Here is a 24,382-nt window from a genome sequence, read left to right as displayed (position 1 = left end):
TCAGGTTTTTAACGGATTGTCCGGGGGCGGGATATCGGGAGGTGGACGCCACAGCAATCCCCAAAGGCCAAAAATCAGAACGCCGGCACAACATCGCCGTGGTAGCGATCCAGGATGAACTGCTTCACCTGAGGCGAATTCAACAATGCCCCAAGCTTCTGTACAGCCGGGTCGTTAGCCTTGTCCCTGCGTACATACAGGTAGTTGGCGTACGGCGATTCCGAGCTTTCGATGAACAACGCATCCTTGTGCGGCTCAAGCTTGGCCTCCAGCGCGTAGTTGGCATTGATCAGCGCCAGGTCCACCTGACCAAGGACGCGCGGCAGCATGGCGGCTTCAAGTTCCTTGAACTTCAGATGCTTCGGATTGCTGGTGATGTCAGCGGCGGTCGCCATGATATTGCCAGGGTCCTTGAGCGTGATCAGCCCCTGCTTGGCAATCAGTAGCAGTGCGCGCCCGGAGTTGGTGGGGTCGTTGGGAATTGCAACGATGGCGCCGTCCTGCAACTCGGCCACAGATTTGACCTTGCTTGAGTAGGCCCCGAACGGTTCGATGTGTACAGCAACAACCGGTACCTGGTCGCTATTGGGCCGGTCTTTCTTGTACGCCTCGTAGTAGGGCTTGCTCTGGAAGTAGTTGGCATCCAGCCGGCCCTCGTCTACCTGGCGGTCAGGCTGGATATAGTCAGTGAAGACCTTTATATCCAGCTCGACCCCCTGCTTGGCCAGCTCAGGTTTGAGGAACTCCAGAATCTCGGCGTGAGGCACAGGCACCACAGCGATCTTGAGCGTTTCAGCCTGTGCAGTACCGAGCGTGGCAGCCAGCAGAGCCAGCGAAAGTGCAATGCGCTTCACGAGAGTTTTCCTTGGAATCGTTGGAGGGTGAACGATGAAAGATCGAGGTCGGTCGAGCCCCGGATGCACCACTGGGCGAATGCCTCGCCCAAGGCGGCGGAGTGTTTGAAACCATGGCCAGAGCACGCTGACACCACCAAGGTGTGCTTCAGCGCAGGGTGTTCGTCGATAATGAAGTGGCGATCTGCAGTGACGGTGTAGGCACAAACGGCAGACTTGACGACCTTGTCGGTCACCCCGGCGATACGGCCTTGTACTTGCAACTCGTACATCTCGCGCTCTTCTGCCACGCTCACGGTCCGGTCCAGCAGGTCGGGCAGCGACGCCGTGTGGTATTGGGCCGTGGCGATTTTCAGGCTGCCCTCACCCGGCAGCGCAGGGAAACCGTAATTGATTTTGTCGTCCCCGCGCCCATGGGTCAGGATGAACGTTGGCGATGCACCCTCAAGGCCCGCCTCGGCTTCGAGCTCGAACCAGAAAAGCTTCTGCCGGTAGACACGCAGCAAACGGTCGAACGGCTCGCCCAACAAACCACCCGCCCAGTTGCCGGCACTGAACACCAGTTTGCGGGCCTTTAACGTACGCAGGTTGGTGCAGACCGTGACGCCGCTTTCATCCGAGCTGATCTGAGTAACCGTTTCACCTGTGTGCAGCGTTGCCCCGTGTTGCACTGCCAGGCGCAACTGCGCGTCGATGCACCGTTCGGGGCGCACGAAGCCGCCACCGGGCTCGAAGTAGCCGATCGCATCGTCGCGCACGTTGGCAAATTGCGGGAAGCGCTGACGGATCTGTGCAGCGCCAAGCACTTCGTGCTCGATTCCGTAGGCTTGGGCCAGGCCTATGGTGCGCAGGGTGAAATCGCTTATATCGTCCGGATCGAAGTCGGGACTGGAGGTCAGTGCCAGCAAACCGGACTGCTCGAACAACGATTCGCCAGACAGCGCCTCAAGTTCACGCCAGATTTGCTGGGCCCTCTTCACGATGGGCACATACTGGGCACCCTCGCCAACGGAAAGCCGGGTAATGCGCGTATCACCATGGCTCGAGCCAAGGGTATGCGGTGGGTGGTAGCGATCGATCCCCACCACATCCACGCCCGCCTTGGCCAATTGATAAACGGTGGCGGCCCCCATGGCACCAAGCCCGATGACGACTACTTCGCAGTGCTCCACTGAGTATCGCTCGCTCAAAAAGGCGTTAGTTGAAAGCAGGCGGGCTCAGTAAACAAAGAATTAAAGGGTATATCGATATGCCCTTGAGTAGACCGTGTTCAACCTCAGCTTTCTTTCACTGGCTCGGGTGCCGTTGCGCGAGCGCGTTTAGCAGCATTACCGGACCGATCGCTTGCCATCCACAACAGCAGTGACAAGCCCACCGCCAGCACTGCAATCAGCGCACCCACCCAGCCCAGCGCCGCCAGCCCCAACTGCTCAATGGTGACGCCGCCAATCACAGCGCCCAACCCGATGCCCGCGTTCGCCGCAGAGACGTTCAGCGTGCCGGCAAGGGCCTGCGCTTTGGCGCCTGCGATCATCACGCGCACCTGGCAAACAGGGAACAACGCGGTATACGCAATACCCCACGCGGCCAGGGCCACAACCAGCAGCCACAGCGTATCGACCGCGGGTGGTGCACCCGCCATGCCGGCGCCCAGCACCGTCAACAACACGATGGTCGCGCCAAGCGGGCTGCGGTCGACCAGCCGCCCGCCGATGGCGTTGCCGATCATGCCCACCGCACCGAAGCCCATCAGCCACCAGCCGACCTGCGCGCTGGGCACATGGGCAAGGCGCTCGAGCATGTCAGCCAGGTAGGTGTATGCGCTGAACATGGCAGTAAACACCACCACCGAGAGCGCGACGTGGAAGACGAACTTCGGATCCCGCAGGATGACCGTCTGGCGTTCGCCGCCCGCCCTTTTGGGGGCCTCTGGCAACTGTGGCAGGAACACCCACATCAGCAGCGCAATGACCAGGCAAAGGCCCGAGATCAACCAGAAGGTGCCCCGCCAGCCGAGCGCATCGGCTGCCAGTGTGCCCAAGGGAATGCCGAACACGAACGCCGCCGTGATGCCCAGATAGACCCGGGCGACCGCCTTGCCTTCATTGCCTTTACCCGCCAGTTGGGCTGCCGATTCACTGGCGGTGCCCCAGAACACGGGAAGCGTCGCAGCAGCCAGGATGCGCGACAATGCCATGGTCCAAAAGTCAGTAGCGACCGCCGACAGCGCATTGGATGCGGCGAAGATCAGCAGGACCCCGAGAAACACCTTTTTGCGATCCCAGTGGGATATCGCAGCGGTGAGAAACGGCCCGACAAGCATCACGGTAAAGGCGAACACGGTGACCAACTGACCCGCTTTGGGCACAGTAATACCCAGATCCCGGGCGAGCCCGGGCAAGATGCCGAGAATGATGAATTCGGTGGTCAGCACCGCGAACGCCGCCATCGTGAGGATCAGAATGCTGGTGCCTGCACGGGCATCTGCTGCCCCCGACAGGGACGCAGGGTTGGCATGCATGAGCGAATACTCCAGAACAGGAAAATGGAGCAGGAGGTTATACTGGAATAAAATTATCATCTTGGGTATTTAAGCAAGGATACTTAAGAAATTTATTCAACAGTTGGAGGCGCCATTGCTCAGTGAACAACGCTTGAAGGGCATTGCGGTTTTCATTTGCGTGGCAGAGGCCGGAAGCTTCACTGCTGCGGCCGAACGCATGAGCCTGACCACCTCCGCAGTCAGCAAAAGCGTGGCGCGGCTGGAGCAGCGCCTGAACATGAAGCTCTTCGCACGCACCACACGGCGCCTGGCACTGACCGATACGGGGGCCAATTACTACCAGACCTGCAAGCAGATCCTGGCCAGCCTGGAAGAGGCCGAAATGCAAATGCACAGTGCCCAGACCGAGCCCTGCGGCCGGGTGCGCATTGACCTGCCGGCGTCATACGGCAAACTGCGGGTACTACCGCTACTCATCGAGTTCATTGCCGAGCATGAACTGCTGATGCCACACATCACGCTCACGGACCGCTTCGTCGATCCCATCGAGCATGACATCGACATCCTGGTGCGCATTGGCGGGCCGCAGACCTGGCCCCAGGGTGTAGAGCGGCGGCTGATTGGCATCCAGCAGCACATCTTTTGCGCAGCACCGGGTTATCTGCAACGACGGGGAGTGCCTGAAACGGAGCGCGACCTTCATGAGCACGGGTGCGTGCTTTACGGCAGGACCGACGGCGGTGTGTATCCGCTGCACTTCCCGGGCGCTCATGCCAGTGACAGCGAGCAGCGCGTGGTCTCGGGCCGTATTGCAATCGGCAACGCAGAAGGCCAGCTTGCCATGGTGCTGGCCGGGCTGGGGGTGGCCCAATTGCCCTCCTGGCTGGTGCAGGAACATCTTGACGCTGGCACGCTGGTCCAGATCCTGCCTGAGCTGAGCACCATCGGCCTGCCTATCAACGTTGCATGGCTGAAAAGCCGGCAGTCGCTTCCTAAAGTAGCCGCATTGGTCGATGTGATCTGCGCCAGGCTGAGCCAGCAAGCAGCAGCCAAAGCCGGCTAGAGGGGTTGCTCAGCGCTTTGCTCCCCTTCTGCAGGCTGGGTGGTCGAGAGCTCCAGCGCCCCCCTGAGCAAGGCATTGAGCATCGCGCCTGCCTCGCCACCCCGCCCATCCAACAGCCTCAGCGGAATTCCCTTCAGTGCAGTGGACGACTCGGCCAGGCCATCACCCAGCAGCGCCAATGGGCAGGCGATATCCATCTGCAAGGCGCGCAGACGATCTGCCAGGCCACTGCTCACTGGGGGCTGCACCAGAACCACCAGCGCGGCAGGCGCAATGGCTGCACACAGCAGTGGCAACTCCTCAAGTGGTTGTTCGCTGCTCAGCACGTCGATACGCTGCTGCTCACCGCTCAGCAGCAAGCCGTGGCACAGCAGTTCAAGCTCAGCACTGCCCCCGGTACCGGCCAACAGCACGCGCGGGGCGCTGGCCTGGTTCAACTGCAGGCGCAACAGCAACCGGGCGCGCAGAAAGGCATCGAGAAACAGCCACTGGCTACGCTGGCCGTAAGAGCTGCCCGACTGTAATGTGCGCCACACAGGCATCAGTACGTCGAGCAACACCGTGGTTTTGGGGAACAGGGTGAACAGCTGCCCGTGAATACCCTCGAGCGCCTGGCCATCGAACGTCTGGGTTGCACGTAGCACGGCAGCACGCCACGCGGCAAAGCCATCAGCAGCCGGTTCAACCGTTTGCTCGTATGCGTCTCGCCGTCTGGCCAGCATTTCGCTGACTTTGCCGATCGGCAGGCCACTGGCGGTCCAGCGCAGTATGTCGCGGATGTGCTGGACATCCTGTGCGGTGTACAGGCGATGGCCGCCCTCGGTGCGCTGCGGGCGGATCAGGCCATGACGACGCTCCCAGGCACGCAAGGTCACCGGGTTGACCCCGGTCAGGCTGACAACGTCACGCATTGGCAACAGGTCGGTGAAGGTCGCTTCGTTCATTGCGGCGGGTCATCAGGACGGTTACACATACTAAACCTATAGCTGCATGCAGGCTAAGCTGCGCATAAGCATACGCAACCACTTCGAGGAGGCCCCATGATCGACGCAAAACTCCTGCAATTGATGGTCGAGGCGTCCAACGACGGCATCGTCATTGCCGAGCAGGAAGGAAACGACAGCATCCTCATCTACGTCAACCCCGCCTTCGAGCGCCTGACCGGCTACGCGGCCGATGACATCCTCTATCAGGATTGCCGCTTCCTGCAGGGCCAGGACCATGACCAGGAAGCGCTGGATGCCATTCGCCAGGCCATCCTGGACGGGCGCCCGTGCTGCCAGGTGCTGCGCAATTACCGCAAGGACGGCAGCCTGTTCTGGAATGAACTGTCGATTTCGCCGATACGAAACGAGGCCGATCAATTGACGTATTACATTGGCATACAGCGTGATGTCACGGCCCAGGTGTTCGCCGAGGAGAGAGTACGAGAGCTGGAAGCGGAGGTCGCCCAATTGCGGCGACAACTGGATGACAGGGACAGCTGACACCCCCGCGCAAAACTGTACAAAATTATGACCCTGTATAGCTTTATGCAGCGGGATCGACTATACCTGTACAAGAAACCATTTTTGTACAGGGCCGCGCATGTCCAGCTACCTGCAAACCTTCGCCGAACGCTTTGCCAGCCTCGATGCGGACAACCTCGACCGCCTGGGTGACTTGTACAGCGAGGATGTCACCTTCCGCGACCCACTGCACAAGATCGACGGGCTGAGCGACCTGCGTGCCTACTTCGCTGAGCTCTACGCCAACACCCAGGAGGTGCGTTACGCCTTCGAGGGTACCGACGAGGTCCAACCGGGCCACGGTTACATTCGCTGGACCCTGCATTTTCGCCACCCACGCCTGGCCAACGGGCGCCTGATCAGCCTGCAGGGTTGCAGCCACCTTCGCTGGCACGAACGCGTGCACTTTCATCAAGACTACTTCGACGCCGGTGCACTGCTTTACGAGCATGTGCCAGTAGTAGGCAGCGCTGTGCGTTGGCTCAAGGGGCGGCTGGCATGAGCCGCTGCTGGCTGACCGGTGCCAGCAGCGGCATCGGCGCCGCGCTGGCGCAACAGCTGCTGGAACAGGGCCATCAGGTTGCGCTGGGTGGCCGGCAGGCCGAAAACCTGGCGCCGCTGACCGCGCAGTTTCCACAGCAGACGTTGCTGGCCATCGGCGATATCAGTGACCCTCGGCAGGTCGCTGATGTTGCCGCGCACATCGAACGCAACTGGGGCGCGCTCGACCTGGTGATTCTCAATGCAGGCACCTGTGAATACCTGGAGCCGGGCCATTTCGACCCAGAGCTGGTCGAGCGCGTGGTGCGCACCAACCTGATCGGCGTCAGTCACTGCCTGCACGCTGCCCTGCCCTTGCTGCGCCGTGGCCAACGCCCGCACCTGGTGGTGATCGGCAGCTCGGTGTCCTGGCTGGCGCTGCCCCGTGCCGGGGCCTACGGTGCCTCCAAAGCGGCCGTGCGCTACCTGATCGAGTCGCTGCGCATCGATCTGGTCAACGAGGGCATCGATGTCACGCTAATCAGCCCTGGCTTTGTCGATACGCCATTGACCCGCCGCAATGACTTCCCCATGCCCCAGATCTGGAGTGCAGAACGCGCCGCCAGGCACATTGCCGTGCGTTTGCCCAAGCGCCCGCTAGAAATCAACTTCCCCGGCGTATTCACTCTGGTACTGCGCCTGCTGGGCGCAATGCCGGTGCGCTGGCGACTGAAGCTAGGCCAGCGCCTGGCACGCAAGCAACAGGACTGAAACAGACATGCGCATCGCAATCATCGGCAGCGGTATTGCCGGCCTCACCTGTGCCTATCTGCTCTCTCGGCGGCATGAAGTCACTGTGTTCGAGGCCGCCGACTGGGTCGGTGGCCACACCCATACCGTCGATGTCCAATGGGGTGGCCGGCAGTACGCAGTGGATACCGGTTTTATCGTATTCAACGACTGGACCTACCCGCACTTCATCCGCCTGCTCGACCAGCTCAAGGTTGCCTCCAGGCCCACCGAAATGAGCTTTTCGGTGCATGACCCGCGTAGCGGTTTCGAATACAACGGCCATGACCTCAACACGCTGTTCGCCCAGCGCAGCAACCTGTTATCGCCAGGCTTCTGGGGCATGCTGCGCGATATCCTGCGCTTCAACCGCAAGGTCCTTGCCGACCTGGACAGCCAGCGTATCGACGAAGCCACCACCCTGGGTGGCTACCTGCAGACGCAGGGCTATGGCCAGCGCTTCATCGACCACTACATCGTGCCGATGGGCTCGGCTATCTGGTCGATGTCACGCGCCGACATGCTCGGTTTTCCGCTGCAGTTCTTCGTGCGCTTTTGCCGTAACCACGGCCTTCTCTCGGTGAGCAACCGCCCGCAATGGCGGGTGATCGAGGGTGGTTCACGTAGTTACCTGGCGCCGTTGTGCAAGCCATTCGCCGAGCGCATCCGCCTTAACTGCCCGGTTGACCGTGTCAGCCGTGACGAAGGCGGCGTGACCGTGTTCAGCGCGGCCGGCAGCGAGCGCTTCGATAATGTGGTGTTCGCCTGCCACAGCGACCAGGCTTTGGCCTTGCTGGAGGCGCCAAGTGCCGATGAGCGCGCAATACTCGGCGCCATCACCTACGCCAGCAACGACGTGGTGCTGCACACCGACACCCGCCTGCTGCCAACCCGGCGCAAAGCCTGGGCCAGTTGGAACTACCGCCTCGGCGGCCCGCAGCAGGCACCGGCCGCGCTGACCTACGCGATGAACATCCTGCAAGGTATCGAAGCGCCGGTGACCTTCTGCGTGAGCCTGAACCAGACCGCACTGGTGGACCCGACGCAGATCCTCGCCCGCTTCAACTACGCGCACCCGCAATACAGCCTCGTCGCCCTCGCAGCCCAGGCCCGACAAGCTGAATTGCAGGGCCGACAGCACAGCTACTTCTGCGGCGCCTACTGGGCCAACGGCTTCCACGAGGACGGCGTGGTCAGCGCCTTGAAAGTGGCTGAGTTTTTTGGGGAAGGCTTGTGATCAGCAGCCTGTGCCACGGCTGGGTCAGCCATAGGCGCCTGACACCACGCCAGCATGCCTTCCGCTATCGGATCGGCATGTTCTACCTGGACCTGGACGAGCAACCCCGCCTGCTCAGCCTCAGCCGCTGGCTGGGGCGGTCGCGACTGGCGCCGCTGAGCTGGCGCGAAAGCGATTACCTGCCGGCGCTGACCCGCAATGGCATGCCATTGGCCCAGGCCGCTCGGCAATTGGTCGGCCAGGCCACCGGGCAAACGCCTGAAGGCGCCGTGCACCTGCTAACCCAGCCGCGCTGCTGGGGCCTTTCGTTCAACCCGGTGAGTGTCTACTTCTGCCACGACCCCGCCGGCCAGTTGCAGGCGATCCTGCTGGAGGTGCGCAACACGCCATGGCGCGAGCGCTTTCACTACGTGTTGCCGGTGCAAGACGGCCTGTCTACCGGGTTTTGCGTGGCCAAGGCGTTCCATGTGTCGCCGTTCATGCCCCTGGACATGGAGTACCGCCTGCGTTTTCTGCTCGATGCGCGGCGCGTACACGTGCACATGGAGAACTGGCGCGAGGGGCAAAAGGTGTTCGATGCCGACCTCGCGCTGCAACGCGGGCCGCTGGATTGCGCCGCTCTGCACCGCCATATCCTGAGTTTCCCCTGGATGAGCCTGCGCACCGTAGCAGCCATCTACTGGCAGGCCTTGCAGCTGCTGCTCAAGCGCACGCCCATCCACGACCATAGCGCCAGCCTGGGTAACCTGAGCCTGGGCCAAGCCGCCTCCAAGGAGTTAGATGATGACCGAGCCCACCCTGAGCGTTAGCAAGTCCACCGGCCTGACACCACTGCTTGGCAACCTGGCCAGGACGGCCGTGCTGGCCCAGTTGCGCCGCTTGGCCCGCGGCAGTTTGCGGGTGATCTGCAACGATCGTCAGTGGACCTTCGGTGAAGCCGGCAGTGCTCTGCACGCCCAGGTCGAAATCGTTGACGAGGCCGCCTGGAGCCTGGTCGCCAGTAACGGCTCGATCGGCGCCGGGGAAGGCTATATCCATGGCTACTGGCGCACCCCCGACCTGGCCGCAGTCACCCGTGTGTTCGTCGCCAACCTTGAGGTGCTCGATGCCATGGAGGGCGGGCTGGCACGCTTGGCACGCCCGGCCCTGCACCTGCTGCACCGGTTCAACCGCAATAGCCGACGCGGTTCACGGCGCAACATCCTGGCCCATTACGACCTGGGCAACGCCTTGTTCGAACGCCTGCTCGACCCAACCATGATGTACTCGGCGGCGCAGTTCGAGAGCGCCGAGCAAACCCTGGAGCAGGCGCAACTGAACAAGCTTGAACGCATCTGCCAGAAGCTCGAGCTCAAACCCCACGAACACCTGCTGGAAATCGGCACCGGCTGGGGCAGCCTGGCCATCCATGCTGCCACCCGGTATGGCTGCCGAGTCACCACCACGACGCTGTCCGAGGCGCAGTACGCCCACACCCTGCAACGGGTGCAAGCGCTGGGCCTTACGCAACGCATCACGGTGCTGCGCGAGGACTACCGCGACCTGAGCGGGCGCTTCGACAAGCTGGTTTCGATCGAGATGATCGAGGCCGTCGGCCACCGTTACCTGCCCACTTACTTCCGCCAGTGTGCCGCACTGCTCAAGGAGGATGGCCTGATGCTGCTGCAGGCCATCACCATTCGCGATCAACGTTACGCCCAGGCGCGGCGCTCGGTGGATTTCATCCAGCGCTACATATTCCCAGGCGGTGCGCTGCCATCACTGAGCGTGCTGCTGGACACCGCCAGCCGCAAGACGGGGTTGAACCTGGTGCATATGGAGGACTTTGGCCAGGACTATGCGCGCACCTTGCGCCATTGGCGCGATAACCTGCGCCAGGCGCGCACGGCACTCAAGGACCTGGGTTACGACGAAACCTTCCAGCGCCTGTGGGAGTTCTACCTGTGCTACTGCCAGGGCGGCTTCGAGGAACGTGCCATTGGCGTGGCGCAACTGCTGTGGGCCGCGCCGCAAGCCCGTCGGGCGCCTTTGCCAGGTGCCTGAACATGTCACGTACCTGGCTTATCGCCAATGCAGTGTGGTTGCAGGCTGGCTGGTGGGTGTGTGTACTCGGTGCCCACACGCCCTGGCTGCTTGCCCTGGTGCCGATAGGCTTGGCGCTGCACCTGGGTTATTGCCATGAGCGGCGCGCAGAACTGCGTGCGCTGCTGGCGATAGGGCTTGCAGGTTGTCTGCTGGACAGCCTGCTGGGGGCACTGGGGGTATTTGCTTTTGCCCAATGGCCGCTGCCCGGCTGGCTGGCCCTGATGTGGCTGGTGCTGGCAAGCGGGTTGCGCCACAGCCTGGCCTGGGCTGCCCGCCCGCTGTGGCTAGGAGGGCTGCTTGGACTGTTCGGTGGGCCGTTGGCCTACCTGGCGGGGGCGCGGCTGGCCGGGGTGGAACTACCGATGGGTCCCCTGCCTACTGCCCTGCTGCTGGCACCGATCTGGGCGGTGGCATTTCCGTTGATGCTACGGCTCGCGAGAGCGGCCTGAGTCACGGCAAGGCCTTTGGCAGGCGGCGGAAAAACAAGGTGATCTGCCCGACCTCCACACCCAGTTTGCGCATGCTCGAACGGTTGATCAGGGTGTCCTCATCCATCAGGTACATCCAGTCATCGATGTCCATTTCCCAATGCCGGCCGTCGACCGGCAGGTCCAGGCGGTAGCGCCAGTGCAGGGCGTTGCCCGCCACCTCGCCGCGGGCTTCGCCGATCACATCGCCCGCACGACCACGCCAGCGCCCTGGGCCGTCCGGGGTCAGGGTCCAGATGCGCCGCTGGCGCGTACCGTCGCTGTACACGAAGTGCTCGTCAAGAATCAGCCGGTCACCTTCGCGGCGGCTGTCGATGCGCACATCGAAGCGCTTGACCACTTCCCCCGAGCGATTCTGGAACATGCCCCAGGCCTGCACCGGCACGGAGAAGAACGTGACCAGGTCCAGCGCCGGCTTTTCACCGGCGTAATGGTCGACCTCGACATTGCCGCAACTGCCCAGCAGCAGGCAGCCGACCAATAGCAACACTCTTCGCATGTTCAATCTCCTTGATCATTACCGGCCAGGCCGAGCAGGCGCTGGCGCAATTCGGGGTCCCGGGCCCGCGGGTCCAGCCAGATGGCAAAAAATGCCCTGGCAAACGCCGGGTCGGCGATTTCGCGACGCAGTTGACCATCGACATAGAACCGGGAGCCCTGCCCCGGCAGGTACACCCCGGTGATGCGCATGCCCGGGCGCACATCGACGAACGCCTCGTTCATCGCTTGCTCCCAACGCTCAAGCGTGGCCTCGGGCAAAGGGCGGTCGCTCAGACGACGCATTTCATCCAGACTGGCCTGCACCAGCGCCTCGCGTGACAACCTCCGGTGGTAGAGAAGGTCCAGGGCAAAAGGCTCACTCCAGCCCTGCGGCGAGCCTGCGCTCCACAAACGGGCGGTGTAGACACGCAGGCCAAACCAGGTGAACTCACCGCTGCCGACGCTGCGCGCCTCGGGCACCGCTGGCCGCCAGTCCGCCACGGCGGGTGGCATGACGGCAAGCGCAACGGCAAGCACGAACAGGTTGAGGGCTGTGACAGTGCTTCGCATGGCCATACTCTGGAGACCGGAATACTCAAATATTGTACAAGTATATTTTCATGTACAACTTTATGTAGAGATATCGAGTCTTTCACGCAAAATAATGACGGACGGCAATCGTTCGGTTATCGAACGGTAGCGCGTTTTCTGGCATTGACGGTCCTTGCTTCACTGCTCACCATGCCACGGCCTTGCGGGTGCTCACTGCCTTGAGCCAAACCCGCGGGCCAGAAGCATCCAGCAGCTCATTACAATTTCAAGAAACAGGTACATCGGCCATGCCTCCTATCCCCCATGCTTCCATGGGCAGCAAGATTCGCGACGCCTTTGCTGTCGGCAAGACGCGCTGGGGCATGCTCGCCCTGGTGTTCTTCGCCACCACACTGAACTACATCGACCGCGCCGCCCTCGGCATCATGCAGCCCATGCTGGCCAAGGACATGAGCTGGACGGCAATGGACTACGCCAACATCAACTTCTGGTTCCAGGTGGGTTACGCCATCGGCTTCCTGTTGCAGGGCCGGTTGATCGACAAAATCGGCGTAAAACGTGCATTTTTCATGGCGGTCCTGCTCTGGAGCCTGGCCACCGGTGCCCATGGCCTGGCCACATCGGCCGCAGGTTTCATGGTCTGCCGCTTCATCCTCGGCCTGACCGAAGCCGCCAATTATCCGGCTTGTGTGAAGACCACACGGCTGTGGTTCCCCGCGGGTGAAAGGGCCATTGCCACCGGGCTGTTCAACGCCGGTACCAACGTTGGCGCGATGATCACCCCGGCGCTGCTGCCAGTGATCCTGGCGGCCTGGGGCTGGCAGGCCGCCTTTATCGCCATGGGTTGCCTGGGCCTGGTCTGGGTGGTGTTCTGGGGCTTGAAATACTTCAACCCTGAAGAGCACCCGACTGTGCGCCAGAGCGAACTGGAGTACATCCAGCGCGAAGCCGAGCCTGAGGCGGTACGTGTGCCCTTCAGCCGCATCCTGCGCATGCGCGGCACCTGGGCCTTCGCCGTGGCATTCGCGATCACCGCACCGGTGTTCTGGTTCTACCTGTACTGGCTGCCACCTTTTCTCAACCAGCAGTACAACCTGGGCATCAGCGTGACCCAGATGGGCATCCCGCTGATCCTGATCTGGCTCACGGCCGACTTCGGCAGCATTGGCGGCGGCATCCTTTCGTCCTGGCTGATAGGCCGTGGCGTACGCGCCATACGGGCACGCCTGATATCGATGCTGATCTTCGCCTGCACCATGATCAGCGTGACCTTCGCCGCCAACGCCAGTGGCCTGTGGGTAGCGGTGCTTGCCATTGCCGTGGCGGTCGGCGCGCACCAGGCCTGGACGGCGAACATATGGAGCCTGCTGATGGATTACACGCCCAAGCACCTGATAAGCACGGTGTTCGGCTTTGGCAGCATGTGTGCGGCCATTGGCGGCATGTTCATGACGCAGATCGTCGGCACCGTGCTGACGGTTACCAATAACAACTACGCAGTGCTGTTCACCATGATCCCGGCGATGTATTTCATTGCACTGGTGTGGTTGTACTTCATGGCGCCGCGCAAGGTTGAAGCGCAGTAAGCGTCAGTTGCCCCCTTCCTGGAAGGGGGCCCGCCGGCGAATGGGGCGCAAAGCGCCCCCGCCATGAATCAGCCTTCGGTCGCTTCGCGCTTCATCCGTGCCCGGCGGGCCAGGATGTTGAGCACTTCGATCGCCGTAGAGAAGGCCATCGCTGCATACACATAACCTTTTGGCACATGGGCACCGAAACCTTCGGCGATCAGGGTCATGCCGATCATGATCAGGAAGCCCAGGGCCAACATGACCACGGTCGGGTTGTCGTTGATGAAGTTCGCCAACGGGTCAGCGGCCACCATCATGACGATCACGGCAGTGATCACGGCAATGATCATGATCGGCAGGTGCTCGGTCATGCCCACAGCGGTGATGATGCTGTCAACCGAGAACACGATGTCCAGCAGCAGGATCTGGAAGATCGCGGCCGCGAAGCCCAGGGTAACCGTGGAGGACACCTTGGCTTCTTCCTTGGCGCCGTGCGGGTCGACGTTTTCGTGGATTTCCTTGGTCGCTTTCCACAGCAGGAACAGGCCACCGGCAATCAGGATCACGTCCTTCCAGGAGAAGGCATTACCGAACACTTCGAATACCGGGTCGGTCAGCTGAACGATCCACGCCACCGTGCTGAGCAGCGCCAAACGCATGATCAAGGCCATGCTGATACCGATACGGCGTGCCTTGGAACGGTATTCGACCGGTAATTTGTTGGTCAGGATCGAGATGAAGATCAGGTTATCGATGCCCAGTACGACTTCCATGGCCACCAGTGTGGCAAGGGCTACCCAGGCGGTGGGGCTTGCGGCGAGTTCCAGCAAATATTCCATTTTTCAGTCCTGCAACGTTTCTGGGTCAGATGTCCTGGGTTTTGTCTTGCTGGTCGGCGTCCTTGGGCTTCTGCCCTTCGGTGCCGATAGCGTCGCTCAGCGCCTGCTGCGCCGCTTCGTTGGTGTCATCGATGGCCTGCTTGGCCGATTTGGCGGCCTGGTCGAGCATCTGCTGGGCAGATTTCTCGGCCTGGTCGCAGCCTGCCAGGCTCATCAGTGCCAAGGCTAGCACCAAGGGTGTGCCAATGGATTTGAATTGCAGCATGGGGTCCTCGCTTGTCGATATCCCGACGGCGCGCAATGCGCCTGATGGCGTCGAATTCTAAAGATGCCGATACATCAGGAAAATTCGTATTTTCAGCGGTTATACTTCGGTTTTTACGAATCGGGAACGCGGTGATGCTCAACTATCGACAGCTTCACTATTTCTGGGCCGTGGCCAAGACCGGCAGCATCGCCCGCGCCAGTGAGCAACTGAACCTGACCCCGCAGACCATCAGCGGTCAGATCAGCCTGTTCGAGCAGACCTACGGCCTGGAGCTGTTCCAACGGGTCGGGCGGCAGCTGGAGCTGACCGAAACCGGTCGCCAGACCTTGGTCTACGCCGAGCAGATGTTCCAGATCGGCGGTGAACTGGAGGCCATGCTGCGCGCCGGCCCGCAGGAGCAGATCCTGTTTCGCGTGGGGGTTGCCGACGTGGTGCCCAAATCGATCGTCTATCGCCTGCTCGCGCCCACCATGGAGCTGAACGATGTGCTGCGCATCAACTGCCGTGAGGACAAACTCGAACGCCTGCTGGCAGACCTGGCGATCCAGCGCCTGGACCTGGTGATATCCGACAGCCCGATGCCCAACCACCTGGATATCAAGGGTTACAGCCAGAAGCTCGGGGAATGCGGCTTGAGCTTCTTTGCTACAAAAGCCTTGGCCCAACGCCACGCTGGCGTCTTTCCTGGCTGCCTGCACGATGCACCATTGCTGATCCCGGGCCAGGAAACGGTAGTGCGCAGCCGGCTGCTGCGCTGGCTTGGCGAGCAGCAGGTGCAACCGCGGATAATCGGCGAATTCGACGACAGCGCCTTGATGCAGGCATTCGGCCAGTCGGGCAGCGGTATCTTCGTGGCTCCCAGTGTGATTGCCGAGGAAGTGTGCCGCCAGTACGGGGTGGAGCTGATCGGGCAGACCGAGGCGGTGCACGAGTCGTTCTATGCCATTTCGGTTGAGCGCAAGGTCAAGCACCCCGGGATCGTGGCCATTACCGAGGGGGCGCGTCGGGAGCTGTTCCATTGGTGAGCGCAAACAGGCCGGGACGACCCTACCAAGGTCTATGGTAAAGTCACGCCCTTTCAAGATACCGAGATAGCGCAGCACATGTCCCCCCTCCTTCGCGTCCTCAACCGCACCAGCCTGGTGACCCAGATCGTCATCGGCCTGATCGCCGGTATTGTCCTGGCCTTGCTTGCGCCAGCCATCGCCCTCGACCTGGGCTTTCTCGGCAAGGTGTTCGTCAGCGCCCTGAAAGCAGTCGCGCCGGTGCTGGTGTTCATTCTGGTCATGGCCTCGATCGCCAACCATCGCCATGGCCAGGAAACCCACATCCGCCCGATTCTCTGGCTGTACCTGCTGGGCACCTTCTCGGCTGCGGTGGTGGCCGTTGTCGCCAGCATGCTGTTCCCTTCGCAACTTGCCCTGAGCGCCAGCGATGTCACCCTGAGCGCGCCTGGCGGCATTGGTGAAGTGCTGCAAAACCTGGTGCTGAGCGCCGTCGACAACCCGATCAACGCCCTGCTCAACGCCAATTTCATTGGTGTGCTGACCTGGGCCATTGGTTTGGGCGTGGCGCTGCGCCATGCCGGTGAAACCACCCGAACCGTGGTCGAGGACCTGTCCAATGGCGTAACCCTGATCGTGCGGGTAGTCATCCGCTTCGCCCCGCTGGGCATTTTCGGCCTGGTCAGTTCGACACTCGCCCAGTCTGGCCTCGATGCCCTGCTTGGCTACCTGCACCTGCTGGGGGTGCTGATCGGCTGCATGCTGTTCGTGGCGCTGGTGATGAACCCGCTGATCGTGTTCTGCAAGATCCGCCGCAACCCTTACCCATTGACGCTGCTGTGCCTGCGCGAAAGTGGTATCACGGCCTTCTTCACCCGCAGCTCGGCGGCCAACATTCCGGTCAACCTGGCACTGTCCGAGCGCCTGGGCCTGCATGAGGACACCTATTCGGTGTCGATCCCGCTGGGTGCGACCATCAATATGGCGGGCGCGGCCATCACAATCACCGTGCTGACCCTGGCAGCCGTGCACACGCTGGGCATCCCGGTAGACCTGCCTACTGCGGTGCTGCTGAGCATGGTGGCGGCGGTCTGCGCCTGTGGTGCGTCGGGCGTGGCTGGCGGTTCGCTGCTGCTGATCCCGCTGGCATGCAGCCTGTTCGGCATTCCAAGCGAGATTGCCATGCAGGTGGTTGCTGTGGGCTTCATCATTGGCGTGCTGCAGGATTCGGCAGAGACTGCGCTGAATTCTTCGACCGATGTGCTGTTCACGGCGGCGGCCTGCCAGGCGCAAGAACGCCGTAGTGCTTGAGATAGCCAGGGCCGCGTAGCGGCCCATTCGCCGGCAAGCCGGCGCCCACAGACTGGCGATGAACTCAAGGCATGTGCAGTGCCCGTGAAAGCGGTTGTGTTGCTTGATTTCAAACCTTGACGCCATCCATATCGTGGGCGCCGGCTTGCCGGCGATGGGGCAGTGATTGCTTAAGCCAGGCGCTTTACCTACGCTAGTGGCCTTTTCCTCGCAATGAGACTTGGCCATGTCAGAAAATCAAACCGCAGACGAAGGCCGCTTCAGCAGTACCGAGATCCGCATTCTCGGCGCGCTGATCGAAAAACAGGCCACCAGCCCTGAAAGTTACCCACTGACCCTCAATGCCCTGGTGCTGGCCTGCAACCAGAAGACCAGCCGTGAGCCGGTGATGAACCTGTCCCAGGGCCAGGTCGGCCAGGCGCTGCGTGCCCTGGAAAGCCAGGGCATGACCCGGCTGCAGATGGGCAGCCGCGCAGACCGTTGGGAACAGCGGGTGGACAAGGCACTGGAGCTGGTACCGGCCCAGCTGATACTGATGGGCCTGATGTTCCTGCGTGGGCCGCAAACCCTCAACGAGCTGTTGACCCGCAGCAACCGCTTGCACGACTTCGATGACACCGAACAGATCCAGCACCAGCTGGAGCGCCTGATCTCGCGTGGTTTGGCACTGCATCTGCCACGCCAGGCCGGGCAGCGCGAAGACCGCTACACCCATGCACTGGGGGATCCGGCAGAAATCGAGGCGATTCTTGCCGCTCGCCAGCAGGAAGGTGGGGCGCGCAACAGTGGCGGCAATGTGTCGGAAGAAAGGATCGAAGCCCTGGAGGCCCGGATTGCCGCGCTGGAGGCGCGCCTGGCCGAGCTTGAAGGCTAAGCCACTCAGTGTTCCGGTTCAGGGAAGTTGCGGCAGCTTTTGCGCTCGGCCATTTCCCGCTCACTGGGGCGCTGGTCGACGAACACGGTACGGCCGTCTGCGTAGATTTCCAGGTAACCCCAGTGCAGATCCTGCTCCTGCTGCCCGGGCTGGGGTGGCACTAGCCACCAGGGTTCGCGGCTGATCAGGGTCATGGCTTGAATTCCCGAGGGTGTCGGCAGTAAGCATAGACACCCCCGGGTTTCAGGTTTACGCCGGCGCCGAGGTGCGGATCAGGTGATCGAAGGCCGCCAGCGATGCCTTGGCACCCTCGCCCACCGCAATGACGATCTGCTTGTACGGCACGGTGGTCACATCACCGGCTGCGAACACGCCCGGGATGCTGGTCGCACCTTTGGCATCGACGATGATCTCGCCACGCGGCGACAGCTCGATCGTCCCCTTGAGCCAGTCGGTGTTGGGCAACAGGCCGATCTGCACGAAGATACCTTCCAGCGCCAGCTCATGCTGCTCGTCGGTGGTGCGGTCCTTGTAGCACAAGCCGGTCACCTTCTCACCATTGCCCACCACCTCGGTGGTCAGCGCGCTGGTTATCACCTTGACGTTCGGCATGCTGTGAAGCTTGCGCTGCAGCACGGCATCGGCACGCAGCTGGCTGTCGAACTCGATCAACGTCACCTGCGCGACGATGCCGGCCAGGTCAATGGCTGCTTCCACGCCGGAGTTGCCGCCACCGATCACCGCCACACGCTTGCCCTTGAACAGCGGGCCATCGCAGTGCGGGCAGTAGGCCACGCCACGGGCGCGGTATTCCTGTTCACCCGGCACGTTCATTTCGCGCCAGCGGGCGCCGGTGGCGAGGATCACGGTCTTGGCTTTGAGCGAGGCGCCGCCGGCCAGGCGTACTTCGTGCAGGCCGCCGTCGGTGGCCGGAATCAGTGCTTCGCCGCGCTGCAGGTTCATGATGTCGACGTCGTACTGCTTGACGTGCTCTTCCAGTGCAGTTGCCAGTTTCGGCCCTTCGGTTTCCTGCACCGAGATGAAGTTCTCGATGGCCATGGTATCGAGCACCTGGCCGCCGAAACGCTCGGCAGCGACACCGGTACGGATGCCTTTGCGTGCTGCGTAGATGGCAGCCGCAGCACCGGCGGGGCCGCCGCCGACCACCAGCACGTCAAAGGCGTCCTTGGCATTGATCTTCTCGGCCTGGCGGGCGCCGGCGTTGGTGTCGATCTTGCCGAGGATTTCTTCAAGGCCCATGCGCCCCTGGCCGAACACTTCGCCGTTCAGGTAGATGCTGGGCACGGCCATGATCTTGCGCGACTCGACTTCGTCCTGGAACAGCGCACCGTCGATGGCCACGTGGCGTACGTTCGGGTTGAGCACCGCCATCAGGTTCAGCGCCTGGACCACGTCCGGGCAGTTCTGGCACGACAGCGAGAAGTAGGTCTCGAAGGTGAACTCGCCTTCCAGGGCCTGGATCTGCTCGATCACTTCGGCGCTGGCCTTGGAGGGGTGGCCGCCGACTTGCAGCAGCGCCAGCACCAGGGAGGTGAATTCGTGGCCCATGGGGATGCCGGCAAAACGCAGGCTGATGTCAGCGCCCGGGCGGTTGAGCGAGAACGACGGGCGACGGGCGTCGGTACCGTCCGCGCTCAAGGTAATGAGGTTCGACAGGCTGGCAATTTCCACCAGCAGGTCGTGCAATTCGCGGGACTTCGCGCCGTCGTCGAGGGAAGCAACGATCTCGATCGGCTGGGTGACCCGCTCCAGGTAGGTTTTCAGTTGCGATTTAAGCGTGGCGTCCAACATACGGGCGATTCCTTTTTCAATCTTCGGATACAAAAACGCCCAGGCAATAGCGCCCGGGCGTTTGGCGGGGCAGTGAGTACTTCAGCTTTGGCGGCTGCTCACCGCCCACGACTGGCGCACGGTCTTAGATTTTGCCGACCAGGTCCAGGGATGGCGCGAGGGTAGCTTCGCCTTCTTTCCACTTGGCCGGGCAGACTTCACCTGGGTGAGCGGCGATGTACTGGGCAGCCTTGACCTTGCGCAGCAGCTCGCTGGCGTCGCGGCCTACACCACCGTCGTTGATTTCGACGATCTTGATCTGGCCTTCCGGGTTGATCACGAAAGTACCGCGGTCGGCCATACCGGCTTCTTCGATCAGCACGTCGAAGTTGCGCGAGATGACGTGGGTCGGGTCACCGATCAGCGGGTACTTGATCTTGCTGATGGTGTCGGAAGTGTCGTGCCAGGCTTTGTGGGTGAAGTGGGTGTCGGTGGACACACCGTAGATTTCCACGCCCAGCTTCTGGAACTCGGCGTAGTTGTCAGCAAGGTCACCCAGCTCGGTCGGGCAGACGAAAGTGAAGTCGGCCGGGTAGAAGAACACGACAGACCACTTGCCCTTCAGGTCGGCTTCGCTTACCTGAACGAATTCGCCGTTGTGGAAGGCGGTGGCGTTGAACGGTTTGACCTGGCTGTTGATGATAGGCATGAGAGACGCTCCTTCATGGGGTTGAAATCAGTTGACGGAGAGAATCCTAACCGCTGGTCGCCACGAAGGCTCATTGGCAAACCTCATGCTTGCGATTGGTTTTGGCTATAAGCGAGGTTTATTAATAGAAGGGATTGGGCTGAGCAAAGGATTGCGCAAGCATTCAACAGCCTTATCGCTGGCGAACCAGCACACACAGGTACGGCGCCGAGCTTGAGAGCTGGGCCGTACCTGTGAGAGCCGGCTTGCCGGCGATAGGGTCAGTGAGGTTTAGCGCGTAACGGTCCGCATGGTGACGAACTCTTCCGCCGCCGTCGGGTGCACGCCAATGGTCTCGTCGAACTGCTGCTTGGTAGCGCCAGCCTTCAGGGCAACACCCAACCCCTGAATGATCTCGCCGGCATCAGGGCCGACCATGTGGCAGCCCAGCACCTTGTCGGTCTCGGCGTCCACCACCAGCTTCATCAGGGTCTTTTCCTGGATGTCGGTGAGGGTCAGTTTCATGGCGCGGAAGCGGCTCTCGAAGACCTGCACCTTGTGCCCAGCTTCCAGCGCCTGCTCTTCAGTCAGGCCCACGGTACCGATCGGCGGCTGGCTGAACACCGCGGTGGGGATGTTCTGGTAATCCACCGGGCGGTACTGCTCGGGTTTGAACAGGCGCCGCGCCACGGCCATGCCTTCGGCCAGGGCGACCGGGGTGAGCTGCACGCGGCCAATCACATCGCCAATGGCCAGGATCGACGGGGCGGTGGTCTGGTACTGCTCGTCGACGCGGATATAACCGCGGCCGTCCAGCTCCACACCGGTGTTTTCCAGGCCCAGGTTGTCGAGCATCGGGCGTCGGCCGGTGGCGTAGAACACACAATCGGTGAGCAGCTCGCGGCCATCCTTGAGCGTGGCCTTCAGGCTGCCGTCCTCAAGCTGCTCGATGCGCTGGATATCGGCATTGAACTGCAAGTCCATGCCGCGTTTTTCCAGTTCTTCCTTCAGGTGGGTACGCACCGAGCCGTCGAAACCGCGCAGGAACATCTCGCCGCGGTACAGTAACGTGGTGGCGGCGCCCAGGCCCTGGAAAATGCCGGCGAACTCGACCGCGATGTAGCCGCCCCCCACCACCAGCACCCGGCGTGGCAGTTCTTTGAGGTAGAACGCCTCGTTGGAGGTGATGGCCAGTTCCTTGCCCGGGATGTCCGGCACCTGTGGCCAGCCACCGGTGGCGATGAGGATGTGCCCGGCGCTGTAGCGCTGGCCTTGCACTTCCACTTCGTTGGCGCCGGTGATGCGTGCATGGCCTTCCAGCAAGGTCACGCCGCTGTTGACCAGCAGGTTGCGATAGATGCCGTTGAGGCGCTCGATTTCGCGGTTCTTGTTGGCGATCAGGGTACCCCAGTCGAAGTGGCCCTCTTCCAGGGACCAGCCGTAGCCGGCAGCCTGCTCCAGCTCATCGGCGACGTGGGCGCCATACACCAGCAACTTCTTGGGCACGCAACCGACGTTGACGCAGGTACCACCCAGGTAGCGGCTCTCGGCCACCGCCACTTTTGCACCAAAGCCCGCGGCGAAGCGTGCCGCTCGCACACCACCGGACCCGGCACCAATCACGAACAGATCAAAATCGTAGGCCATGTATTCAGTCTCCTTGGCTGGCGCTCAGCATACCGCCGTTGGCCGCCACAAACAAAAAAGCCACCCCGAAGGGTGGCTCGTCGACCTGCAGTGGCTAATCAGTAAGCCTTACCGGTCTTGTAGTAGTTCTCGAAGCAGAAGTTGGTGGCGTCGATGTAGCCTTCTGCGCCGCCGCAGTCGAAACGCTGGCCCTTGAACTTGTAGGCGATCACGCAGCCGTTCTGTGCCTGCTGCATCAGTGCGTCGGTGATCTGGATCTCGCCGCCTTTGCCCGGTGGGGTGTTGCGGATGATATCGAAGATATCCGGGGTCAGGATGTAGCGGCCGATGATCGCCAGGTTCGATGGCGCGTCTTCCGGCGCAGGCTTTTCGACCATGTTGGTCACACGGAAGATGTCGTCGCGGATCATGTCGCCGGCAATCACGCCGTACTTGTTGGTTTCCTGCGGGTCGACTTCCTGGATGGCGATGATCGAGCAGCGGAACTGGTTGTACAGTTTGACCATCTGGGTCAGTACGCCGTCACCTTCCGGGTTTACACACAGGTCATCCGCCAGCACCACGGCAAACGGCTCGTCACCGATCAGCGGCTGGCCGGTCAGGATGGCGTGGCCCAGGCCTTTCATTTCGGTCTGGCGGGTGTAGGAGAACGAGCACTCGTTAAGCAGGCGGCGGATGCCGACCAGGTATTTTTCCTTGTCGGTGCCCTTGATCTGGTTTTCCAGCTCGTAGCTGATGTCGAAGTGGTCTTCCAGGGCGCGCTTACCGCGGCCGGTGACGATGGAAATCTCGTTCAGGCCAGCGTCCAGGGCCTCTTCAACGCCATACTGGATCAGTGGCTTGTTGACCACTGGCAGCATTTCCTTGGGCATGGCTTTGGTAGCAGGCAGGAAGCGAGTGCCGTAACCGGCTGCCGGGAACAAGCATTTCTTGATCATAAACGTCCTTAAACAAAGGCAGAGCCTGTGGAATTCGGCGCAGTCTAATCAGGCGGCTGTCACCTTACAATGCCCCGCCTGCGGCCGACCGATGCCATGATAGAGATAACCCAGTGTAGATAGTTCCAAGGGATCGTAAATATTACGGCCATCAAATATCACCGGCATGCGCATCAACCCGCGCACACGGCTGAAATCCGGTTGGCGGAACTGCTTCCATTCAGTCACCAGGGCCAGTGCATCGGCACCCTCCACGCAGGCGTAGGGGTCATCGGTCAGTTTCAGTTGGCCACTGGCCAGCGCCTGCGCATAGCGCTCGGCAACCCCGGCCAGCGCCACCGGGTCACAGGCCTGCACGCGTGTCCCTGCGGCCAGCAAGGCATCGAGCAGCACCAGGCTGGGGGCCTCGCGCAGGTCATCGGTGCCCGGTTTGAAAGCCAGCCCCCATACCGCCACGGTACGCCCGCGCATGAACCCACCGAAATGCTGCTGCAACGCAGTGAACAACAGGGTCTTCTGCTGATCGTTGCGGGCTTGCACTGCCCGCAGGATGGCAGGCTGATAACCTTGCTGCTCGGCGGTGCGGACCAACGCGCGGATATCCTTCGGGAAGCATGACCCCCCATAACCACAGCCGGCATAGATGAAATGGCTGCCGATGCGTCGGTCGCTACCGATACCGTGGCGCACCTGTTCGATGTCCACCCCCAAGTGTGCGCACAGCCCGGCCAATTCATTGATGAACGATATCTTGGTCGCCAGGAAGGCATTGGCTGCGTACTTGCTGAATTCGGCCGCACGCGGGGACATCACCAGGATACGTTCGCGATTGCGCACAAAAGGCGCGTAGAGGCGTTGCAAGGACTGCCGTGCTGCCTCGTTGTCCGTGCCGATGATGACGCGGTCCGGGCGCATGAAATCGTCGATGGCGCTGCCTTCCTTGAGAAACTCCGGGTTGCTCGCCACCTCGACGGTAAAACCGGCGCTGCGGTCGCGCAGGCCCTGCATCACGTGCCGGGCCACGCGCTCTGCGGTGCCGACCGGCACGGTCGACTTGTTGACCACCAGGCAACTGCGCGGCAAATGGCGGCCAAGGCTGTCGGCCACGGCCAGCACGTGCTGCAGGTCGGCCGAGCCGTCTTCCAGGCTGGGCGTGCCGACCGCGATGAACACCACCTGAGCCTTGGCCAGCGAAGGCTGCCACTGGTCGCTGAAGCTCAGCAGCCCTTGGCCGATCCCAGATTGCAACAGTGCCTGCAGCCCCGGTTCATGGATCGGACACTGGCCCTGACGCAGTTGTGCCAGGCGGTGCGGGTCGCGCTCCAGGCACACCACCCGGTTGCCCATCCCGGCGAAACAGGCTGCCGTCACCAACCCTACATACCCTGCCCCGATCACACAGAGGTCCATGGCCG

26 protein-coding genes are annotated in these 24,382 nt (G+C 62.0%); 12 read left to right on the top strand and 14 right to left on the bottom strand.

The features are described 5' to 3' along the window. Positions 1 to 74: 74 nt before the first annotated feature. The 3 genes from BLX42_RS07935 to BLX42_RS07925 all read right to left on the bottom strand — a co-directional run bounded on the left by BLX42_RS07935 (position 75) and on the right by BLX42_RS07925 (position 3,375). Positions 75 to 854 (bottom strand): MetQ/NlpA family ABC transporter substrate-binding protein, encoded by a 780-nt coding sequence (locus BLX42_RS07935; protein WP_046785757.1) that lies wholly within the window; start codon positions 852 to 854, stop codon positions 75 to 77. Beyond that, positions 851 to 2,026 (bottom strand): N-methyl-L-tryptophan oxidase, encoded by a 1,176-nt coding sequence (solA, locus tag BLX42_RS07930; RefSeq protein WP_177011252.1) that lies wholly within the window; start codon positions 2,024 to 2,026, stop codon positions 851 to 853. The genes BLX42_RS07935 and solA overlap by 4 nt, the downstream gene beginning before the upstream one ends. A 104-nt stretch (positions 2,027 to 2,130) precedes the next feature. Next, positions 2,131 to 3,375 (bottom strand): MFS transporter, encoded by a 1,245-nt coding sequence (locus tag BLX42_RS07925; RefSeq protein ID WP_161871513.1) that lies wholly within the window; start codon positions 3,373 to 3,375, stop codon positions 2,131 to 2,133. A gap of 115 nt (positions 3,376 to 3,490) precedes the next feature. Between BLX42_RS07925 and BLX42_RS07920 the strand changes: the two genes are divergently transcribed. Continuing rightward, complete coding sequence (locus tag BLX42_RS07920) at positions 3,491 to 4,420, top strand: LysR family transcriptional regulator (protein ID WP_115275514.1); 930 nt, start codon at positions 3,491 to 3,493, stop codon at positions 4,418 to 4,420. On the opposite strand, the gene BLX42_RS07915 is transcribed toward BLX42_RS07920, so the two are convergent. Further along, positions 4,417 to 5,364 carry a MerR family transcriptional regulator gene (locus BLX42_RS07915; RefSeq protein WP_161871512.1) on the bottom strand — a complete coding sequence of 316 codons (948 nt, stop codon included), beginning with the start codon at positions 5,362 to 5,364 and terminating at the stop codon, positions 4,417 to 4,419. The genes BLX42_RS07920 and BLX42_RS07915 overlap by 4 nt on opposite strands. Positions 5,365 to 5,460: 96 nt before the next feature. Between BLX42_RS07915 and BLX42_RS07910 the strand changes: the two genes are divergently transcribed. From BLX42_RS07910 to BLX42_RS07880, 7 genes are all read left to right on the top strand, one after another. Beyond that, positions 5,461 to 5,907 (top strand): PAS domain S-box protein, encoded by a 447-nt coding sequence (locus BLX42_RS07910; protein WP_046785752.1) that lies wholly within the window; start codon positions 5,461 to 5,463, stop codon positions 5,905 to 5,907. Positions 5,908 to 6,007: 100 nt separating this feature from the next. After that, on the top strand, positions 6,008 to 6,430 hold the full coding sequence (locus BLX42_RS07905; protein WP_046785751.1) for a nuclear transport factor 2 family protein: 423 nt from the start codon (positions 6,008 to 6,010) through the stop codon (positions 6,428 to 6,430). After that, on the top strand, positions 6,427 to 7,179 hold the full coding sequence (locus BLX42_RS07900; RefSeq protein WP_125924013.1) for an SDR family oxidoreductase: 753 nt from the start codon (positions 6,427 to 6,429) through the stop codon (positions 7,177 to 7,179). The genes BLX42_RS07905 and BLX42_RS07900 overlap by 4 nt, the downstream gene beginning before the upstream one ends. Positions 7,180 to 7,186: 7 nt before the next feature. Continuing rightward, entirely contained in the window at positions 7,187 to 8,434 is a 1,248-nt protein-coding gene (locus tag BLX42_RS07895; protein WP_161871511.1) for an NAD(P)/FAD-dependent oxidoreductase, read from the top strand. Then, positions 8,431 to 9,243, top strand: coding sequence for a DUF1365 domain-containing protein (locus BLX42_RS07890; protein ID WP_161871510.1), 813 nt, complete (start codon positions 8,431 to 8,433; stop codon positions 9,241 to 9,243). Before BLX42_RS07895 ends, BLX42_RS07890 begins: the two co-directional genes overlap by 4 nt. After that, positions 9,218 to 10,477, top strand: a complete 1,260-nt coding sequence (locus BLX42_RS07885; protein ID WP_161871509.1) for a cyclopropane-fatty-acyl-phospholipid synthase family protein — start codon at positions 9,218 to 9,220, stop codon at positions 10,475 to 10,477. Before BLX42_RS07890 ends, BLX42_RS07885 begins: the two co-directional genes overlap by 26 nt. Before the next feature lie 2 nt (positions 10,478 to 10,479). Beyond that, the gene (locus tag BLX42_RS07880) at positions 10,480 to 10,968 is read left to right on the top strand and encodes a DUF2878 domain-containing protein (protein WP_125924005.1); all 489 of its coding nucleotides are present in this window, start codon (positions 10,480 to 10,482) and stop codon (positions 10,966 to 10,968) included. Position 10,969: 1 nt separating this feature from the next. Here the strand turns inward: BLX42_RS07880 and BLX42_RS07875 are convergent, their stop codons facing one another. After that, positions 10,970 to 11,506, bottom strand: coding sequence for a DUF3833 domain-containing protein (locus BLX42_RS07875; RefSeq protein ID WP_125924004.1), 537 nt, complete (start codon positions 11,504 to 11,506; stop codon positions 10,970 to 10,972). Positions 11,507 to 11,508: 2 nt separating this feature from the next. Next, positions 11,509 to 12,063, bottom strand: a complete 555-nt coding sequence (locus BLX42_RS07870) for a chalcone isomerase family protein (protein WP_046785744.1) — start codon at positions 12,061 to 12,063, stop codon at positions 11,509 to 11,511. Positions 12,064 to 12,326: 263 nt separating this feature from the next. Between BLX42_RS07870 and BLX42_RS07865 the strand changes: the two genes are divergently transcribed. Continuing rightward, positions 12,327 to 13,625, top strand: coding sequence for an MFS transporter (locus tag BLX42_RS07865; RefSeq protein ID WP_046785743.1), 1,299 nt, complete (start codon positions 12,327 to 12,329; stop codon positions 13,623 to 13,625). Positions 13,626 to 13,693: 68 nt separating this feature from the next. Here BLX42_RS07865 and BLX42_RS07860 read toward each other — a convergent pair whose 3' ends face one another. Together BLX42_RS07860 and BLX42_RS07855 are read right to left on the bottom strand one after the other, a co-directional pair. Continuing rightward, a complete protein-coding gene (locus BLX42_RS07860) occupies positions 13,694 to 14,446 on the bottom strand; it encodes a TerC family protein (RefSeq protein WP_012315026.1) in 753 nt (250 codons plus the stop codon). 25 nt (positions 14,447 to 14,471) lie between these two features. Beyond that, positions 14,472 to 14,711: a hypothetical protein gene (locus BLX42_RS07855; protein WP_012315027.1), complete on the bottom strand. Its 240-nt coding sequence runs from the start codon at positions 14,709 to 14,711 to the stop codon at positions 14,472 to 14,474. Positions 14,712 to 14,845: 134 nt separating this feature from the next. On the opposite strand from BLX42_RS07855, the gene nhaR reads away from it, so the two are divergent. The 3 genes from nhaR (at position 14,846) to BLX42_RS07840 (ending at position 17,903) form a co-directional block, all read left to right on the top strand. After that, positions 14,846 to 15,739, top strand: a complete 894-nt coding sequence (nhaR, locus tag BLX42_RS07850) for a transcriptional activator NhaR (RefSeq protein WP_161871508.1) — start codon at positions 14,846 to 14,848, stop codon at positions 15,737 to 15,739. 78 nt (positions 15,740 to 15,817) lie between these two features. Next, on the top strand, positions 15,818 to 17,029 hold the full coding sequence (gene sstT, locus BLX42_RS07845) for a serine/threonine transporter SstT (protein WP_125923997.1): 1,212 nt from the start codon (positions 15,818 to 15,820) through the stop codon (positions 17,027 to 17,029). Between the two features lie 226 nt (positions 17,030 to 17,255). Beyond that, positions 17,256 to 17,903 carry a YceH family protein gene (locus BLX42_RS07840; protein ID WP_115274404.1) on the top strand — a complete coding sequence of 216 codons (648 nt, stop codon included), beginning with the start codon at positions 17,256 to 17,258 and terminating at the stop codon, positions 17,901 to 17,903. A gap of 5 nt (positions 17,904 to 17,908) precedes the next feature. On the opposite strand, the gene BLX42_RS07835 is transcribed toward BLX42_RS07840, so the two are convergent. The 6 genes from BLX42_RS07835 to BLX42_RS07810 form a co-directional block, all read right to left on the bottom strand. Next, the gene (locus BLX42_RS07835) at positions 17,909 to 18,097 is read right to left on the bottom strand and encodes a hypothetical protein (protein ID WP_046785739.1); all 189 of its coding nucleotides are present in this window, start codon (positions 18,095 to 18,097) and stop codon (positions 17,909 to 17,911) included. 55 nt (positions 18,098 to 18,152) lie between these two features. Beyond that, a complete protein-coding gene (gene ahpF, locus BLX42_RS07830; RefSeq protein WP_161871507.1) occupies positions 18,153 to 19,715 on the bottom strand; it encodes an alkyl hydroperoxide reductase subunit F in 1,563 nt (520 codons plus the stop codon). A 124-nt stretch (positions 19,716 to 19,839) separates the two neighbouring features. Next, positions 19,840 to 20,403 carry an alkyl hydroperoxide reductase subunit C gene (gene ahpC, locus BLX42_RS07825; protein WP_012315033.1) on the bottom strand — a complete coding sequence of 188 codons (564 nt, stop codon included), beginning with the start codon at positions 20,401 to 20,403 and terminating at the stop codon, positions 19,840 to 19,842. A gap of 270 nt (positions 20,404 to 20,673) precedes the next feature. Beyond that, positions 20,674 to 22,029 carry a glutathione-disulfide reductase gene (gorA, locus tag BLX42_RS07820; protein WP_161871506.1) on the bottom strand — a complete coding sequence of 452 codons (1,356 nt, stop codon included), beginning with the start codon at positions 22,027 to 22,029 and terminating at the stop codon, positions 20,674 to 20,676. Positions 22,030 to 22,127: 98 nt separating this feature from the next. Then, complete coding sequence (galU, locus tag BLX42_RS07815; RefSeq protein WP_012315035.1) at positions 22,128 to 22,967, bottom strand: UTP--glucose-1-phosphate uridylyltransferase GalU; 840 nt, start codon at positions 22,965 to 22,967, stop codon at positions 22,128 to 22,130. 48 nt (positions 22,968 to 23,015) lie between these two features. Continuing rightward, positions 23,016 to 24,377, bottom strand: a complete 1,362-nt coding sequence (locus BLX42_RS07810) for a UDP-glucose/GDP-mannose dehydrogenase family protein (RefSeq protein ID WP_161871505.1) — start codon at positions 24,375 to 24,377, stop codon at positions 23,016 to 23,018. Positions 24,378 to 24,382 lie beyond the last annotated feature (5 nt).

Source organism: Pseudomonas sp. SG-MS2, assembly GCF_009933855.1.
GTDB classification, from domain to species: Bacteria; Pseudomonadota; Gammaproteobacteria; order Pseudomonadales; family Pseudomonadaceae; genus Aquipseudomonas; species Aquipseudomonas putida_E.
This window is presented reverse-complemented; position numbering and strand designations above follow the sequence as displayed.